17 protein-coding genes are annotated in these 14,125 nt (G+C 74.7%); 9 read left to right on the forward strand and 8 right to left on the reverse strand.

Annotated elements, in window-relative coordinates; all coding sequences use genetic code 11:
• Window positions 1-81: 81 nt before the first annotated feature.
• Window positions 82-711, reverse strand: coding sequence for a tRNA (guanosine(46)-N7)-methyltransferase TrmB (trmB, locus tag EV374_RS15475; RefSeq protein ID WP_486485788.1), 630 nt, complete (start codon window positions 709-711; stop codon window positions 82-84).
• A gap of 222 nt (window positions 712-933) precedes the next feature.
• On the opposite strand from trmB, the gene EV374_RS15480 reads away from it, so the two are divergent.
• Together EV374_RS15480 and EV374_RS15485 are read left to right on the forward strand one after the other, a co-directional pair.
• Window positions 934-1,641 (forward strand): hypothetical protein, encoded by a 708-nt coding sequence (locus tag EV374_RS15480; protein WP_486485789.1) that lies wholly within the window; start codon window positions 934-936, stop codon window positions 1,639-1,641.
• Window positions 1,642-1,649: 8 nt separating this feature from the next.
• Entirely contained in the window at window positions 1,650-2,327 is a 678-nt protein-coding gene (locus EV374_RS15485) for a class F sortase (protein ID WP_132235890.1), read from the forward strand.
• A gap of 38 nt (window positions 2,328-2,365) precedes the next feature.
• On the opposite strand, the gene EV374_RS15490 is transcribed toward EV374_RS15485, so the two are convergent.
• From EV374_RS15490 to EV374_RS15500, 3 genes are read right to left on the reverse strand one after another with little or no spacing between them, the layout of a single operon-like run.
• Entirely contained in the window at window positions 2,366-2,680 is a 315-nt protein-coding gene (locus EV374_RS15490; RefSeq protein WP_132235892.1) for an antibiotic biosynthesis monooxygenase family protein, read from the reverse strand.
• A gap of 28 nt (window positions 2,681-2,708) precedes the next feature.
• Window positions 2,709-3,506, reverse strand: coding sequence for an exodeoxyribonuclease III (locus tag EV374_RS15495; protein ID WP_132235894.1), 798 nt, complete (start codon window positions 3,504-3,506; stop codon window positions 2,709-2,711).
• Between the two features lie 37 nt (window positions 3,507-3,543).
• Window positions 3,544-4,464 carry a proteasome assembly chaperone family protein gene (locus tag EV374_RS15500; RefSeq protein WP_132235896.1) on the reverse strand — a complete coding sequence of 307 codons (921 nt, stop codon included), beginning with the start codon at window positions 4,462-4,464 and terminating at the stop codon, window positions 3,544-3,546.
• A gap of 416 nt (window positions 4,465-4,880) precedes the next feature.
• Here EV374_RS15500 and EV374_RS15505 point away from each other — a divergent pair, with 416 nt between their 5' ends.
• From EV374_RS15505 to EV374_RS15510, 3 genes are all read left to right on the forward strand, one after another.
• Entirely contained in the window at window positions 4,881-5,717 is an 837-nt protein-coding gene (locus EV374_RS15505; protein WP_132235898.1) for a peptidase M23, read from the forward strand.
• A 103-nt stretch (window positions 5,718-5,820) separates the two neighbouring features.
• Entirely contained in the window at window positions 5,821-5,964 is a 144-nt protein-coding gene (locus EV374_RS32575) for a hypothetical protein (protein WP_165947802.1), read from the forward strand.
• 38 nt (window positions 5,965-6,002) lie between these two features.
• The gene (locus EV374_RS15510; RefSeq protein WP_486485779.1) at window positions 6,003-6,761 is read left to right on the forward strand and encodes an EcsC family protein; all 759 of its coding nucleotides are present in this window, start codon (window positions 6,003-6,005) and stop codon (window positions 6,759-6,761) included.
• A gap of 65 nt (window positions 6,762-6,826) precedes the next feature.
• Here the strand turns inward: EV374_RS15510 and EV374_RS15515 are convergent, their stop codons facing one another.
• Together EV374_RS15515 and EV374_RS15520 are read right to left on the reverse strand one after the other, a co-directional pair.
• On the reverse strand, window positions 6,827-7,678 hold the full coding sequence (locus EV374_RS15515; protein ID WP_132235900.1) for a GDSL-type esterase/lipase family protein: 852 nt from the start codon (window positions 7,676-7,678) through the stop codon (window positions 6,827-6,829).
• A gap of 145 nt (window positions 7,679-7,823) precedes the next feature.
• Entirely contained in the window at window positions 7,824-8,447 is a 624-nt protein-coding gene (locus EV374_RS15520) for an antibiotic biosynthesis monooxygenase (RefSeq protein WP_132235902.1), read from the reverse strand.
• A 211-nt stretch (window positions 8,448-8,658) separates the two neighbouring features.
• Here EV374_RS15520 and EV374_RS15525 point away from each other — a divergent pair, with 211 nt between their 5' ends.
• The 4 genes from EV374_RS15525 to EV374_RS15540 are packed head-to-tail and all read left to right on the forward strand — an operon-like array spanning window position 8,659 to window position 12,254.
• A complete protein-coding gene (locus EV374_RS15525; protein ID WP_132235904.1) occupies window positions 8,659-9,498 on the forward strand; it encodes a Rossmann-fold NAD(P)-binding domain-containing protein in 840 nt (279 codons plus the stop codon).
• Window positions 9,499-9,544: 46 nt separating this feature from the next.
• Window positions 9,545-9,808: a DUF6343 family protein gene (locus EV374_RS15530; protein WP_121395528.1), complete on the forward strand. Its 264-nt coding sequence runs from the start codon at window positions 9,545-9,547 to the stop codon at window positions 9,806-9,808.
• Between the two features lie 12 nt (window positions 9,809-9,820).
• Window positions 9,821-11,233 (forward strand): NADP-dependent succinic semialdehyde dehydrogenase, encoded by a 1,413-nt coding sequence (locus EV374_RS15535; protein WP_132235906.1) that lies wholly within the window; start codon window positions 9,821-9,823, stop codon window positions 11,231-11,233.
• Between the two features lie 55 nt (window positions 11,234-11,288).
• On the forward strand, window positions 11,289-12,254 hold the full coding sequence (locus EV374_RS15540) for a TIGR03885 family FMN-dependent LLM class oxidoreductase (protein ID WP_132235908.1): 966 nt from the start codon (window positions 11,289-11,291) through the stop codon (window positions 12,252-12,254).
• 88 nt (window positions 12,255-12,342) lie between these two features.
• On the opposite strand, the gene EV374_RS15545 is transcribed toward EV374_RS15540, so the two are convergent.
• Together EV374_RS15545 and EV374_RS15550 are read right to left on the reverse strand one after the other, a co-directional pair.
• The gene (locus tag EV374_RS15545; protein WP_132235910.1) at window positions 12,343-12,876 is read right to left on the reverse strand and encodes a GNAT family N-acetyltransferase; all 534 of its coding nucleotides are present in this window, start codon (window positions 12,874-12,876) and stop codon (window positions 12,343-12,345) included.
• 170 nt (window positions 12,877-13,046) lie between these two features.
• Window positions 13,047-13,949, reverse strand: coding sequence for a hypothetical protein (locus tag EV374_RS15550; protein WP_132235912.1), 903 nt, complete (start codon window positions 13,947-13,949; stop codon window positions 13,047-13,049).
• Window positions 13,950-14,125 lie beyond the last annotated feature (176 nt).

Here is a 14,125-nt window from a genome sequence, read left to right on the forward strand (position 1 = left end):
AACGCCAACCGGCTCCGCGCGCCTGAAGTGTTAGCAAGGGCCCCCTGTACAACGGAATCCGTTAACAGGGGGCCCTTCCTTTCACGACCGGCGGTGGATCAGGTCGAAGATCGGGCGACCCGCCCGCAGGGCCCGGCGCTCGAACTTGGTGACCGGGCGGTGGGCGGGGCGGGGCGCGAAGCCGTCGTGCGCGTCGACCAGCCCCGGGTCGGCGTCCAGGGTCTGGCGCATCGCCTCGGCGTACTCGGCCCAGTCGGTCGCGCAGTGCAGGGTGCCGCCGGGCGCCAGCCGGGAGCGCAGTAGCGCCACGTGGGCCGGCTGGATGATCCGCCGCTTGTGGTGCCGGGACTTGGGCCAGGGGTCGGGGAAGAAGACGTGCACCGCGTCCAGCGACGCCTCCGGCAGGCCCGCCACCAGGTCCAGCGCGTCGCCCTGCGCCACCCGTACGTTGCGCAGGCCGTGCCGGTCCACCAGGTCCAGCAGATTGGCGATTCCGGGCGTGTGCACCTCGACCGCCAGATAGTCTCGGTCCGGGTCGGCGGCGGCCATCTCGGCCGTGGTGTCGCCCATCCCGGAGCCGATCTCCAGCACCAGCGGGGCCCGCCGGCCGAACAGGCCGGCCAGGTCCACCGGCGTGCCGGGCCGCTCGGGCACGTCCAGGCCGTAGACCGGCCAGAGCCGGTCGAGGGCGTCCGTCTGGCGGCTGCTCATCCGGCCACGGCGCGGATGGAAGGTCCGGATCGTCCGGGCGGCGGGCGCGGGGACGGCGGCGGGGGAGTCGGTGGAGGTCACAACGACCCGAGGGTACGCGACGACCGCGCCGAATCGGATGTGATGTTCGCCCGGGGATGAGAGGATCCATCCCGTACGGCAGACCGGGCGTCTGGTATTGCCCGGCACTGCCCCAACGCGCCGGGAGGGGGCGTCGTGTCGGTGCACCGCAGCGGTGTGGCGCTGGCGATCGTGACCGTGGTCGCCGGTCCTCTGCTCGCGGCCCCGCCGGCCCCGGCCGCCCAGCCGGCCACCGCCGTGCCCCGTGTCGCCCGGCCGCCCAACGTCGCCCCGCCGCCCAACGTCGCCCCGCCGCCCAACGTCGCCCCGCCGCCCAACGTCGCCCTGTCGTCCACCACCGTCCTCGCCGCCCTGTCGTCCCCGCCGTCCGGCGTCGCGGCCAGGTCCGGCGGCGCCCTGCTGGCCCGGGCCGGCGCGCCCCAGCCGGGACCACCGGGGCCGCGCGTCTTCGTCGAGGTCAGCCCGAGCACCGTCGAGCCCGGCTTCCTGGTGGGGATCCGGGCCAGCTGCCAGGACAATTCGGTCCCCGCCACCGTGGTCTCGGACGCCTTCGGCCGGGTGCAGGTGCAGCCGCAGGGCAGCACGCTGACCGCCGCGCCGATGGTGCGGGAGCGCACCCGGCCCGGCAACTACCGGGTCAAGCTGGAGTGCCGCGACGGCGAGACCGCCTCGACCATGCTCCAGGTCGTCAAGGCCGTGAAGCCCAGTCGCGGCCCGGCGACCGGGTTCGGCGGAGGCGCCGGTGGCGTCACGGGCGGGCTGCTGCTTCCCGGTGGCCTCGCGCTGATCGTGACCGGCATCGTGCTCGCCGTCCGGTCGGCGCGCCGCCCGCGTACCGCCCGACGCTGAGCCCGGTCATGGTCCCCACACCCGCCTCGCAGCCGGCCGCCGCAGCGGCCCGCAACCCACGGCCGCCCGGACGCCGCCCCTGGTCGGTGCCGCTGGCCGTGGTGCTGGTGCTGGCCGGGGTCTTCGCCACCGGCGCGGGCCTGGGGCGCACCGCCGGGCCGTTCGACTGGACCGCCGGCGGGGGACAGGACCGGCCGGCCCGCAGCGAGAACGGCGCGCTGGCGGCCAGCCGGCCGGTGCGCCTGTCGATTCCCGCGATCAAGGTGTCCGCCCCGGTGGCCCCCGTCGGCCAGGCCCGGGACGGCTCCATCGCCGTCCCGCCGCTGGAGCGGGCCGACGAGACCGGCTGGTACGACCGGGGCCCCACCCCGGGCGAGCCGGGCCCGTCGGTCATCGTCGGGCACGTGGACACCAAGCGCGGGCCGTCGGTCTTCTACGACCTGCACAAGCTGCGCCCGGGCGACACCGTCGAGGTGGCCCGGGCGGACGGATCGGTCGTGGTGTTCCGGGTCGACTCCGTGGAGCACTTCCCCAAGGAGCGGCTGCCGGCGGAGCGGGTCTACGGCGACGAGGGCCCCGCGGGCCTGCGCCTGATCACCTGCGGCGGCGACTGGCTCGGCGGCCGGACGGGCTACGCCGACAACATCATCGCCTTCGCCACCCTGCTCTCCTCCCGCAACTCCTGAGTGCAGGCTCCCACTCCCGTGTCGCCTCCCGCGACCGGTCAGGGGCGGGGTGGGACCCGCTGGACGACCTCGAACTCCAGGAGGGTGGCGCCGGCGGCGACCGGGGGACGCTTCTCGCCCGTCCCGGCGTGGGCGGCGCGGGCAGGGCCGGCGGCCCATGCCTGATAGGCCTCCTCGGTCTCCCAGCGGGTGTACACGAAGTAGCGGTTCTCCCCGGCCACCGGGCGCAGCAGTTCGAAGCCGAGGAAGCCGGGGGAGTTCTCCACGGCCCCGGCCCGGGCGGCGAACCGCTTCTCCAGCTCCTCGCCCGCGCCGGGAGGGACGTCGATCGCGTTGATCTTCACGACTGCCATGGCTCCACCCTAGCGACGAGGCCGGGGCTCAGAACGACTCGACGGCCGGAACCAGGTCGGCGTCGACCACGATCGGCGCGTGGTCGGAGGGCCCCTTGCCCTTGCGCGCCTCCCGGTCCACGTACGCGGAGCGGACCGCCCGGGCGAACGGCGCCGAGGCGTACACGAGGTCGATCCGCATGCCCTTGTTCTGGTGGAACATGCCGGCCCGGTAGTCCCAGTAGGTGAACGGGTGCGGGCCCTTCATCGGCGTGGGCACCACGTCCGAGAGCCCGAGGTCGCGCAGCGCCGCGAGGGCCGCCCGCTCCGCCGGGGTGACGTGCGTGGAGTGGGTGAACAGCGCCGGGTCCCAGACGTCGGCGTCGGTGGGCGCCACGTTGAAGTCGCCGCAGACCGCGAGCGGCAGGCCGCCGGTCAGCTCCGCCTCGACCGCGTCCCGCAGCGCCGCGAACCAGGCGAGCTTGTACGCGTAGTGCGGGTCGTCCGGGGCCCGGCCGTTCGGCACGTACACCGACCAGACCCGGACCCCGTCGCAGGTCGCCGAGATGGCCCGGGCCTCGGGATCGGGGAAGCCCGGCTCGTCGGGGAATCCCACCGTGACGTCGGCCAGGCCGACCCGGGACAGGATCGCGACCCCGTTCCAGCGGCCGTCGCTGTGGCTGGCCACCGTGTAGCCCAGCTCGCCCACCTCGGCGACCGGGAAGGCGCCGTCCGGGCACTTCGTCTCCTGGAGGCAGACGACGTCGGGCCCCGTGCCCGCCAACCAGTCCAGCAGCCGGGGCAGGCGGGCCTTCACCGAGTTCACGTTCCAGGTCGCCAGGCGCATGTGACCAGCCTGCCCCATCCCCGCGCGCGTCGCCGGTTCAGCTGCCCGGGGTGTCGCCCGGGCGGGTCTGCTCGGCCAGGAACCGCTCCAGCTCGGCGCCCAGCTCGTCGGCGGTGGGCAGCGGCCCGGCCTCGGCGGCCAGCAGGTTCCGCTCGCCCCGGCCGCGCGCGAACGCGTCGTACTGCTCCTCGAGGGCCTGCACCAGTTGGGCGGCGTCGTCGGTCTGGGCGACCTGTCGGTCGATCTCCACGCGGACCACCTCGGCCGCCGAGCGCAGCCCGTCGCGGGGCAACAGCAGGCCGGTGCTGCGGGACACGGAGGCGAGCAGCACCTCGGCGGCGGCCGGGTATTCCGTCTGCGCCACGTAGTGCGGCACGTGGGCGGCGAAGCCGAGGGCGTCCCGGCCCAGCTCGCCGAGGCGGTACTCCAGCAGGTGCCCGACGCTGCCCGGCACCTGCACCCGCTGCAACCACGGCTCGTAGCCGGCGATCAGCTCGCGGCGGGTGGCGTGTGCGGTCACCCCGGCGGGCCGGGTGTGCGGCACGGCCATCGGGATCGAGTTGAGCCCGACGGTGAGCCGGACGTCCAGCCGTGCGGAGATGCCGGCCACCGCGGCCACGAAGCGCTCCCACTGCAGGTCCGGCTCCGGGCCGGTGAGCAGCAGGAAGGGGGTCTCGTCGTCGTCGCGGAGCAGGTGCAGCTCCAGCTCCGGGGCGTCGTACGCCTCCCAGTGGTCCTCGACGAAGGTCATCACCGGGCGGCGCGAGCGGTAGTCGAAGAGCTGGTCGACGTCGAACCGGGCGATCGGGCGGGCGTCCAGGGAGGTGAGCAGCTGCTCCCTGGCCAGTCGGGTGGCGCTGCCGGCGTCGACGAAGCCGGTGAGGGTCTGGATCAGGACCGGCTGACCGAGGTCGGGCAGATCGTCGGTGAGCTCGTAGAGCTCGTGTGGGTCGAGCACCGGTGCGGACCTCCCTGGTCGTGCGTACGGGTCGCCGCGCGAGGGCACCCGGTTCGGGGAACGTACCCGCCATCCTCGTGCATTCCTCGCCGCGCCCCGCCGCGGGTCGTCACCTGTCCGGTAATCGGGCGTATGCCCGCAAGCCCACCGGCGGACGAGGAACGCTGGCCGTCAGGACGACCAGGCTATCGGTCGAACGGGCGAGTTTGGGGATCATGGGCGGGTGGCAGGGGTTTGTCCGTGTTCCGGGCGCGCAGGGGCGGGCCGGGGCGACCCGGAGGTCTGACCGGTCCGCGAGGTCCGTCCCCCGGGCTGCCCGGGGCGGCAGGGGTGTCCACCCGGCCCAGCCCAAATCGTGAGGAAAGCCACGAGATCACCCGGGGTGATCGGCGTGTGGGCCTGCCTAGCCTCGGCTGATGCGTGACGACCGCACCCTCGACGACCAGATCGCCCCCGGTGACCCGGTTGGCCGTTCGAACGATACCCCCTCGTACGTTCGGTCAATCGCCGTCCGCGCCGCCGGGGCGTACGCCCATCTGCTGACCCGCGGGCCCGCCCGGGCCCGGATCGCCCTCGCCACCGGCGTGCTGTGCTGCCTCGGCCTGACCGCCGTCGCCCAGGGCGCGCGGGACGACTCCGCCGACCCGGCCCCCGCCGCCGCCCCCTCCGCGCTCGCCGAGCGCGCCGAGCCGGACCCGGCCTCCCGCAAGGTGGAACGCGTCGCCGCCTCCGCCAGCCCGACCCGCGCCGCCGATCCGGACACCACCACCCCGGCGCCGAAGAGGACCACCCGCAAGCCGGTCGATCCCGCCCCGGTCGTCGGGCTCGACAACGCCCAGATGGAGAACGCCGAGGAGATCGTGCGGACCGGGCGCGAGATGGGGATGCCCCGGCGCGCGCTGGTGATCGCGGTCGCCACCGCGATGCAGGAGAGCAACCTCTACAACGTCGCCAGCGGGGTGCTCCCCGAGTCCCGCGAGTACCCGCACCAGGGCATCGGGTGGGACCACGACTCGGTCGGGCTGTTCCAGCAGCGCTCCAGCAGCGGCTGGGGCAAGGTCGGTGAGCTGATGGACCCGGAGTTCGCCACCCGACAGTTCCTCTCGGCGCTGGCGCGGGTGCCGGGCTGGCAGCAGATGCGGCTCACCGACGCCGCCCAGGCGGTGCAGATCTCCGCCTACCCGGAGCACTACGCCAAGCACGAGTGGCGCGCCACCAAGGTCGTCGCCGCCTGCCTGGAGGCCGGGCAGTAGGCTTACATCAGCCACAGTGGACGGTTGCGGTTCGGGCATCCGGGGTACATGGGTTGTCACTCCGAGGTACACATGGAGCAGGCACCACCGACTGGAGGACGACATGTCACTGATGCAGCGGATCAGCACCTTCCTGCGCTCGCCCAAGGGCCAGCAGATGGTCGACCGTGGCCGTCGCGAGCTGGCCAAGCCCGGCACCCAGCAGAAGCTCCGGGGTCTCGCGGCCAAGCTCCAGAACCGCCGCTGACCCGTCACCGCCGACCTCTCCGACCCCCGGGAGACCCTGTGACCGATCCCGCGCCCGCCGACGACCAGCACGTCGCCGGAGGACCGCAGCCGCCGGCCGTGGTTCCGGCACCGACGCAGGAGGCCACCGAGGCGCCGCCGCTGAAGCTCTGGGACCGGATGCGGGAAGACCCGCAGTACGCCCCGGAGCACCTCGCCCTGGAGGCCGTACGCCGGCTGGGGCCGGAGGCGGCGCAGTGGGCCGCGCGGGCCCGGGCCGAGCAGCCCGGCATCCCCGCCGAGGCCCTGGCGGAGCAGGCGGTACGCAAGTTCGTCAACCACGCCCGGCTCTCCGGCGCGGTGTCGGGCGCCGCCGGGCTGCCTGGCGCCGTGATCGACGTGGGGATCCTGGCCTGGACGCAGGCCCGGATGGTGCTGCACGTCGCCGCCGCGTACGGGGTCGACCCGCTGCACGGCGACCGGGCCGCCGACCTGCTGGTGCTGCAGAAGGTGCACAAGGTCGCCGAGAGTGCCCGGCTCGCGCTCGGGGTGGCCGCCGGCCGGGAGCGCGCCGGGGCCCTCTTCGGCAGCGGTGGGCAGAACCCGCTCGGCAAGGTCATGCTGCGCCTCGGCGTGCGGCTGGCCCAGATGGCCGGGGTGCGCGCGGCGAAGCGGGTCTTCGCCAAGGTGGTGCCCGGCGCGGCGATCGTGCTCGGGACCTGGGCCAACTCGTCGGCCACCAAGGATCTCGCCGTGCGCTCCCACGCCCTCTACCGCCAGCACGGCGGACCGACCGTCCCCGAACCCCGCCGGCCCTGACGCCGGCCGCCACCCGCCGCCCGTCCGTCCGCCCGCCCCTGTGGGCGTGCGGTCGGCTGGCAGGGTCAGGAGCCGAGGCCCGAGGCGCGCCACGCCACGTCGGCCAGCCGGTCCTGCCCGGCGGCGTTGGGGTGGAACCAGTCCAGCGGGTTGACCAGCTCCAGGTCGAACCGCACCCGGTGCACCGCCCCGCCGTCGTGCCGGCAGCGCGAGCCGTACGCCCTGCAAGCGGCGGCGAGCTGGGCGTTGTAGTCGGCGATCCGCTCCCGCACGGCCGCCCGGCGGGCCCGGTCGAGCGGCTCCGTCGAGGTGGGATTCGCCAGCAGCGCCGGGCAGACGCCCCGCTTCCAGGCCCGTACCGCCCGCGCGTCGGTGTGCCCGACCTCCCAGAGCCGGTGCAGGTTGGGCACGCTCACCACCAGCACCCGGGCCTTCGGTCGCCCCTGCCGCAGCACCCGCAGGCCGCGGTCCACCTCGGCGCGGAACTGCTTCACCGGGGTCATCGCCTCGATGCCGCCCCGGCACACGTCGTTGGCGCCGATCAGCACGGTGACGTGGTCGACGCGGTCGCGTACCGCCCGCTGTGCCTGCCCCTCCAGCGACGCCGCGCGGGCCCCGGGGCTGGCGTGGTTGTGGGCCCTGCCCCGGATCGCCGGGTTCCGGTCGAGCAGCCGCCGGTAGAGGCTGTCGACGCGCAGCCCGTCGCCGGTGGACCACGAGTTGCGCTCGCACGAGACGAGCACCAGGCAGGAGCCGAAGCCGGTGCTGATCGAGTCGCCGAGGGCCGCGATGCCGCCGGGCGAGCCGGGCGACGGGGTCTCCCGCGGCGGGCGGGAGCCGGGCTCCCCGCCGCCCTCGCAGGCGAGCGCGACCAGCGCCAGCAGACAGGCGGCCACGGTGACCCAGCGTCGAGGCATACCATCCCCAGTCCCGCAGCGGAGAGCGACAGCGCGGTAACTCTAAGCGCGGCCCCGGTGAGGCGACCCGCCGCTGTCGACAATGCGGCAGAGGGCTGTTCCGGCGCGGCTTCGCATGCTAGCGGATCGATGCGTCGGGCGGGGGTCAGCGCGCCAGGCGGGGGTCGGCGCGCCAGGGCGCGGGCTGGCCGTGCAGCCACCAGTGCAGGGTCCGGGTGATCCGAGGCAGCACCAGGTAGGTCATCAGCGGGGTCAGCGTGAGGGTCATCATCAGCACCCGGGCGGCCAGCGGCACGTCCGGGAGGAAACGGCTGGTGAGCAGCGTCGCGGTCAGGCTGAGCGGGAAGAACGCCAGCCAGATCGTCACCGCCTGCTTCCAGCGCGGTGGGGAGGGCGGCGGGACCGTCGGCTCGGCGCTGACCGGCACGGTCTGCGCCACGTGCTCCTGCGGCGGGTCGAACCAGCCCTCGACGCCGGTACGCCGCTCGACCCGCGTGTGCTCGACGATGCCCTGCGCCGAGGAGAGCCACCAGTGCCGCTGCGGGGACTCCTCCCAGCGGCGCAGCGTGTCGTGGTCGGCGAAGCGGTAGATGATGTGCCACTCCCCGGAGCCGGGCGCGCTGCGTACCCAGCCGGACCCGAGGAACCCCGGGAACGCCTCGGCCAGCGCCGTGCCGGCCCGCATCCAGGCCACCATCTCGCTGGTCCGGGCGGGGTCGGTGCGCCGGGCGACGGCGACGGTCACCGGCAGCGCGTGGGTCATCGTCATACCGGCCATCCTCTCCGCTGGGAGCCGGTTCGACAGGCTCACGGGCCACCGGTATGACGCACCCCACCAGCGGGGTGACGCGGCCCACCGGCAGGGCTGACGGCGCGGCCGACGCGGACGAGCGGTCGGGCCGACGGGGTCGACCGGCAGGGTGGCGGTCGACCGGTCCACGCGCCGGAAAACTGTCGGAGGTCGGTGGTCGACTGGGCCCATGAGTGCAGACGACATCCTCGTGCTCGGCGCCACCGGCTCGACCGGCCGGCGGGTGGCGCGCCGGCTGTCGGACACCGGCCTGCCGGTCCGGGCCGCGTCGCGCCGGGGCACCGTCCGCTTCGACTGGGCCCTGCCGGCGACCTGGGAGCCGGCCGTGGCCGGCGCCTCCCGCCTCTACCTGATGGCCCCGCACGACGTGCCGGTCGACCCGGCGTTCGTCCGACTCGCCGTGGAGGGTGGCGTGCGACGCATCGTCCTGCTGTCCAGCCGGGCGATCGAGGCGATGCGTGACGAGCGGCTGCTGGCCGCCGAGGCGCTGGTGCGCGACTGCGGCGTCGAGTGGACGATCCTCCGGCCGGACTGGTTCGACCAGAACTTCGACGAGGGCGTCTTCCGCGACGCCGTGCTCGCCGGCGCCGTGGCCGTGCCGGTGGGGGACGCCCGCCAGGGCTTCGTCGACGCCGACGACATCGCGGCGGTGGCCGTGGCGGCGCTCACCGGCGAGGGCCACCACGGCCGGGTCCACGAGATCACCGGGCCCCGCGCCCTCTCCTTCGGCGAAGCCGCCGACATCGTCGCCCGGGCCGCCGGGCGCCCGGTCCGCCACCTGGGCGCCGCCGAGGACTACCGGGCCGCGCTGGCCCCGCTGGGCCTCCCGCCCGCGCAGATCGAGGCGGAGATCCGCGCCTTCGCCGCCCTGCGGGAGCTCGGCGACGCCGAGCCGACCGACACCGTCCGGCAGGTCACGGGGCGGGCGCCGAAGGACTTCACGGCCTACGCCGCCGACGCGGCGGCCCGGGGCGCCTGGCGCACCGACGAGGGCGCCCGGGGGAGCTGACCGGCCGGGGCGGGTTAAGCGGGTCGATCGGGGGTAGGTCGGTGCAATGACGAGATCGCAGCCCCGGCGTGCCCGTGGCACGGTCGGCCACGCCTACAGCGCGCTCAACATGCGGCTCCTGCTCGCCGGGTTCGGGCTGGTGACCATGACCGTCTTCGCTGTGCTGGCGTTCAACGCCGACCTGGTGTGGCTCGGGGTGCTCTGCGTGGTCTTCGCGGTGGTCGCCGTGGTCGACCTAGTCATCATCCAGCGCCGCCGCGCCGCCCGCCGCCGGGAGGAGCCGGGAGCCCGCCACTCACTCTTCGAGTGACAGGAGTACGAGATGCCCATCGCGACCACCAATCCCGCCACCGGACAGACGCTCAAGACCTACGACCCGATGTCGCCGGAGCAGATCGACGCCGCGATCGAGCGGGCCGACCTGGCGTACCGCCAGCTGCGCGGCACCACCGTCGACCAGCGCGGACGCTGGCTGAACGCGGCGGCCGACCTGCTGGAGGCCGAGCGCGACGAGACGGCCCGGCTGATGACCACCGAGATGGGCAAGACGTACGCCTCGGCCCAGGCGGAGGTCACGAAGTGCGCCGCCGCCTGCCGCTTCTACGCGGCGAAGGCGGCCGAGTTCCTCGCCGACGAGCCCGCCGACGCGGGAGCGGTCAAGGCCACCCGGGCCTTCGTCCGCTACCAGCCGATCGGGCCGGTGCTCGCGGTGATGCCGTGGAACTTCCCGCTCTGGCAGGTGATGCGGTTCGCCGCGCCCGCCCTGATGGCCGGCAACACCGGGCTGCTCAAGCACGCCTCCAACGTGCCGCAGACAGCGCTGCTGCTGGAGGACCTGTTCCGCCGCGCGGGCTTCCCCGAGGGGGCGTTCACCACCCTGCTGGTCGGCTCGGCCGAGGTCGACCAGGTGCTCAGCGACCCACGGGTACGCGCGGCGACGCTGACGGGCAGCGAGGGCGCCGGCCGGTCGATCGCCCAGATCGCCGGCCGGGAGCTGAAGAAGACCGTGCTGGAGCTCGGCGGCAGCGACCCGTTCGTGGTGATGCCGTCGGCCGACCTGGACCGGGCCGCCGAGGTAGCCACCACCGCCCGCTGCCAGAACAACGGCCAGTCCTGCATCGCCGCCAAGCGGTTCATCGTGCACGCCGACGTCTTCGACGCCTTCGCCGAGAAGTTCGCCGCCAACATGTCGGCGCTGCGGGTCGGCGACCCGATGGACTCCGACACCGACGTCGGCCCGCTGGCCAGCGAGGGCGGGCGCGACGAGATCCATGCCCAGGTGCGGGACGCGGTCGACAAGGGCGCCACCGTGCTCTGCGGCGGCGAGCTGCCCGCCGGCCCCGGCTGGTTCTACCCGCCGACCGTCGTCACCGACCTGAGGCCGGAGATGCGCATGTGGTCCGAGGAGGTCTTCGGGCCCGTCGCGGGCCTCTACCGGGTGTCGTCGTACGACGAGGCGATCGAGGTGGCCAACGGCACCTCCTTCGGCCTGGGGTCCAACGCCTGGACCCGCGACCCGGAGGAGCAGGAGCGCTTCGCCACCGACCTGGACGCCGGGAACGTCTTCGTCAACGGGATGACCACGTCGTACCCGGAACTGCCCTTCGGCGGGGTGAAGAACTCCGGCTACGGCCGCGAGCTCTCCGCGCTCGGCATGCGGGAATTCTGCAACACCAAGACGGTCTGGGTGGGCGAGGGGGCCGCCTCGGCCGGCGCCGGGGCGCACGCGGAGTAGCCCCGCCCGGCTTGATCGGCGTAGCCGGACGCCGTCGTGGGTACGGAGTGACGCCATGACGGTGTTCGGCTTCCACGCGTCCCACGAGCAGATCCATCCCCGCGCCCTGCTGGAGGCGGTGATCCACGCCGAGCGGGCCGGCTTCGACGCCGCCATGTCCTCGGACCACTTCGCACCCTGGAGCGAGCGGCAGGGCCAGTCCGGCTTCGCCTGGTCCTGGCTCGGCGCCGCCCTCCAGGCCACCAACCTGCCATTCGGGGTGGTCAACGCCCCCGGGCAGCGCTACCACCCGGCGATCATCGCCCAGGCGATCGGCACCCTCGGGGCGATGTACCCGGGCCGGTTCTGGGCCGCCCTCGGCACCGGCGAGGCGAGCAACGAGCACATCACCGGCGACGCCTGGCCGCGCAAGGACGTCCGCACCGCCCGGCTGCGCGAGTGCGTGGACGTGATCCGCGCGCTGCTGGCCGGCGAGGAGGTCAGCCACGACGGCCTGGTCCGGGTGGACCGGGCGAAGCTGTGGACCCGGCCGGAGGAACCACCGGCGCTGATCGGGGCGGCGGTCAGCGTGGCCACCGCCCGCTGGTGCGCCGAGTGGGCGGACGGGCTGATCACCGTGAACGCCCCGACCGCGCACCTGCGGCAGATGATCGACGCGTACCGGGACGCCGGCGGGCGCGGGCCGCTGCACCTCCAGGTGCACGTGAGCTGGGCGCCGGAGCAGGCCGAGGCCGAACGGCTCGCGTACGACCAGTGGCGCAGCAACGTCTTCGCCCCGCCGGTCTGCTGGGACCTGGAGACCCCGGAGCACTTCGACGTGGTCTCGCGGGACGTGCCGATGGAGAAGGTCCACGAGGTCGTGAACGTCTCCGCCGACCTCGGCCGGCACGTCGGCTGGCTGGAGGAGTACCTAGAGCTGGGCTTCGACCAGATCGCCCTGCACCACGTCGGGCAGGAGCAGCGGGACTTCATCGACGCGTTCGGCGCCGAGGTGCTGCCGAAGCTGCGCAGCGCCGGCTGAGCGGTCCCGTGCCGGGCCTGCGCGGTGCCGGCTGAGCGGTGGCGGCCCGCGCCGTTGTCGGGACGCGCCGTGTCGACGGGCGAGCGGCTCAGGGCAGGCGGCGGACGAGGACCTGCCCCGGCCACGGGTCGCGGCCCGGACGCTCGACCGTGAACGGGTCGGTGGCGGTGAAGCCCTGCCGCTCGTACCAGCGGACCAGCGCGCCGTCGTCGCCCGCGTAGCAGTCCACCCGCAGCAGGCCGAGCCCGCGCTCCCGGGCCAGCTCCGCGGCGTGCGCCAGCAGCCGGCCGCCGATGCCCGACCCGGCGTGCGCGCGGTCGGTGACCAGCAGGTTCACGTACAACTCGGGCTCGGTGGCGGGTGGCACGTACTCGGTTGCCGTACCCACCACCAGTGCGCCGACCGGCCGGTCGGCGAGCGTCGCCAGCCACAGCCCGCCGCCGCTCGCCCAGGCCTCGGCCTGCGCTATCCGCCGCGGGTCGGTCGAGGCCGCCTCGGTGCCCCACTGACCGGTGCGACCCCGCGCCGCCAGCCAGGCGGTGGCGTCGTCGAGCAGCCGCAGCACGGCGGCCGCGTCGCTGGGCCCGCCGGGCCGCAGCCCAGGACTCCGCTGGTCCGTCATGACGGACATGCTCCTACACCCGCCCCCGCCCCCGCCGCCCCTACGGCGCCGATCATGCAGTTGTGGCGCCCCGCAAAAGGTGCGATCCAGGGCACGTCCCCCACCACAACTGCATGATCAACGGGACGGGACGGGCGGGACGGGACGGGGTGGGGTGGGGCGGGAGGGGGTCAGGGGGTGAAGAGGGTTAGGGGTTCGGTGGAGAGGCAGGAGGTCAGGCAGCGTTCCTTGGCGTCGCTGGTCATCCTGGCGGTCCAGTCCGTGAAGCCGCCGTCGCCGAGTGCGACCTCGCCGGCGGTTATTCGTAGCGCCGCGTCGACGTAGTAGCCCCGGCCGCGTCGACGCTCCGGCTCGTCCACCACTGGTACGCCCGACGGGCCCAGCGCCGGCCGGACGGTGTCGGCGATCCGTTCCCCGACGACGGGGCTGTCCAGCACGGTCAGGTGAACCCGGGCCGCCGCCGACTGCGGCAGCAGGGTGGCGAGCACCGTGCGCCAGTACGCCAGGTGCAGGGTGAGCAGCCGTGCCTCGGTGCGCCCCGAGCCGGTGTCGCGGGCGCTGGAGACCAGCGTGAAGAGCCGGAAGTGCGCCGACCGGGTCGGCCCGAAGTCCTGCGCCCGCAGCACCCGGTGGCAGGCGGCCAGATGCACGGTGCCGCCGGCCGGCTGTTCGCGGCGGCGTACCGCGGCCTCGATCGCGAGCGCGTTGGTGGGGTCGCTGAGCACCTCGGTGGCGCGAAAGGTGGTGACGATGCGGTTCTGGCTCATCGGCGTGACGACCGAGCAGGTGCCGAGCGGCGCGACGGGCGAGAGGTCGACGCCGGCGAACTCCGCCGGGAGCAGTTCCCACAGGCGGGCCTCGACGGCGGCCAGCGCGCGGGGGTCGGCCGCCGCCGGCCGGGTGAAGCGGTCCGTGCGCCAGCGGCGGACCAGGTCCGCGGGGCGTACCGCCGCCGCCCGGTCCCGGGCCACCGCCAGCAGCAGCGTGCGCAGGTCCGCCGGGCTCAGGCCGGCCAGGGCGCTTCGGGTGCCGTCGGGCAGTCGCGACCAGACCCGCCGCTCCGCGTCGTCCATGCCGGCCACCCTGTCGTACGCCCCGAGACGCCGTCCACCGGATTCGGCGGCTGCCGGCCGCACGGCCCGCGTCGCGGCCGGACCCGGGTGGCGGCCTCCCCCGGGGGACCCCGGGGGAGGCCGTTACGCGGGCGGCGCGCTCGTCACCTGGGACGATCCGGGCCGGTGCGGCCGAG

The organism is Micromonospora sp. CNZ303, from assembly GCF_004345505.1.

Excerpts from the sequence above, each read along its gene's own strand:
- EV374_RS15550 (WP_132235912.1), bottom strand. The coding sequence starts at position 13,949 with ATGGACGACGCGGAGCGGCGGGTCTGGTCGCGACTGCCCGACGGCACC.
- EV374_RS15525 (WP_132235904.1), top strand. The coding sequence starts at position 8,659 with ATGAGTGCAGACGACATCCTCGTGCTCGGCGCCACCGGCTCGACCGGC.
- EV374_RS15530 (WP_121395528.1), top strand. The coding sequence starts at position 9,545 with ATGACGAGATCGCAGCCCCGGCGTGCCCGTGGCACGGTCGGCCACGCC.
- EV374_RS15535 (WP_132235906.1), top strand. The coding sequence starts at position 9,821 with ATGCCCATCGCGACCACCAATCCCGCCACCGGACAGACGCTCAAGACC.
- EV374_RS15545 (WP_132235910.1), bottom strand. The coding sequence starts at position 12,876 with ATGACGGACCAGCGGAGTCCTGGGCTGCGGCCCGGCGGGCCCAGCGAC.
- trmB (WP_486485788.1), bottom strand. The coding sequence starts at position 711 with ATGAGCAGCCGCCAGACGGACGCCCTCGACCGGCTCTGGCCGGTCTAC.
- EV374_RS15490 (WP_132235892.1), bottom strand. The coding sequence starts at position 2,680 with ATGGCAGTCGTGAAGATCAACGCGATCGACGTCCCTCCCGGCGCGGGC.
- EV374_RS15520 (WP_132235902.1), bottom strand. The coding sequence starts at position 8,447 with ATGACGATGACCCACGCGCTGCCGGTGACCGTCGCCGTCGCCCGGCGC.
- EV374_RS15485 (WP_132235890.1), top strand. The coding sequence starts at position 1,650 with ATGGTCCCCACACCCGCCTCGCAGCCGGCCGCCGCAGCGGCCCGCAAC.
- EV374_RS15495 (WP_132235894.1), bottom strand. The coding sequence starts at position 3,506 with ATGCGCCTGGCGACCTGGAACGTGAACTCGGTGAAGGCCCGCCTGCCC.
- EV374_RS15505 (WP_132235898.1), top strand. The coding sequence starts at position 4,881 with ATGCGTGACGACCGCACCCTCGACGACCAGATCGCCCCCGGTGACCCG.
- EV374_RS15540 (WP_132235908.1), top strand. The coding sequence starts at position 11,289 with ATGACGGTGTTCGGCTTCCACGCGTCCCACGAGCAGATCCATCCCCGC.
- EV374_RS32575 (WP_165947802.1), top strand. The coding sequence starts at position 5,821 with ATGTCACTGATGCAGCGGATCAGCACCTTCCTGCGCTCGCCCAAGGGC.
- EV374_RS15515 (WP_132235900.1), bottom strand. The coding sequence starts at position 7,678 with ATGCCTCGACGCTGGGTCACCGTGGCCGCCTGTCTGCTGGCGCTGGTC.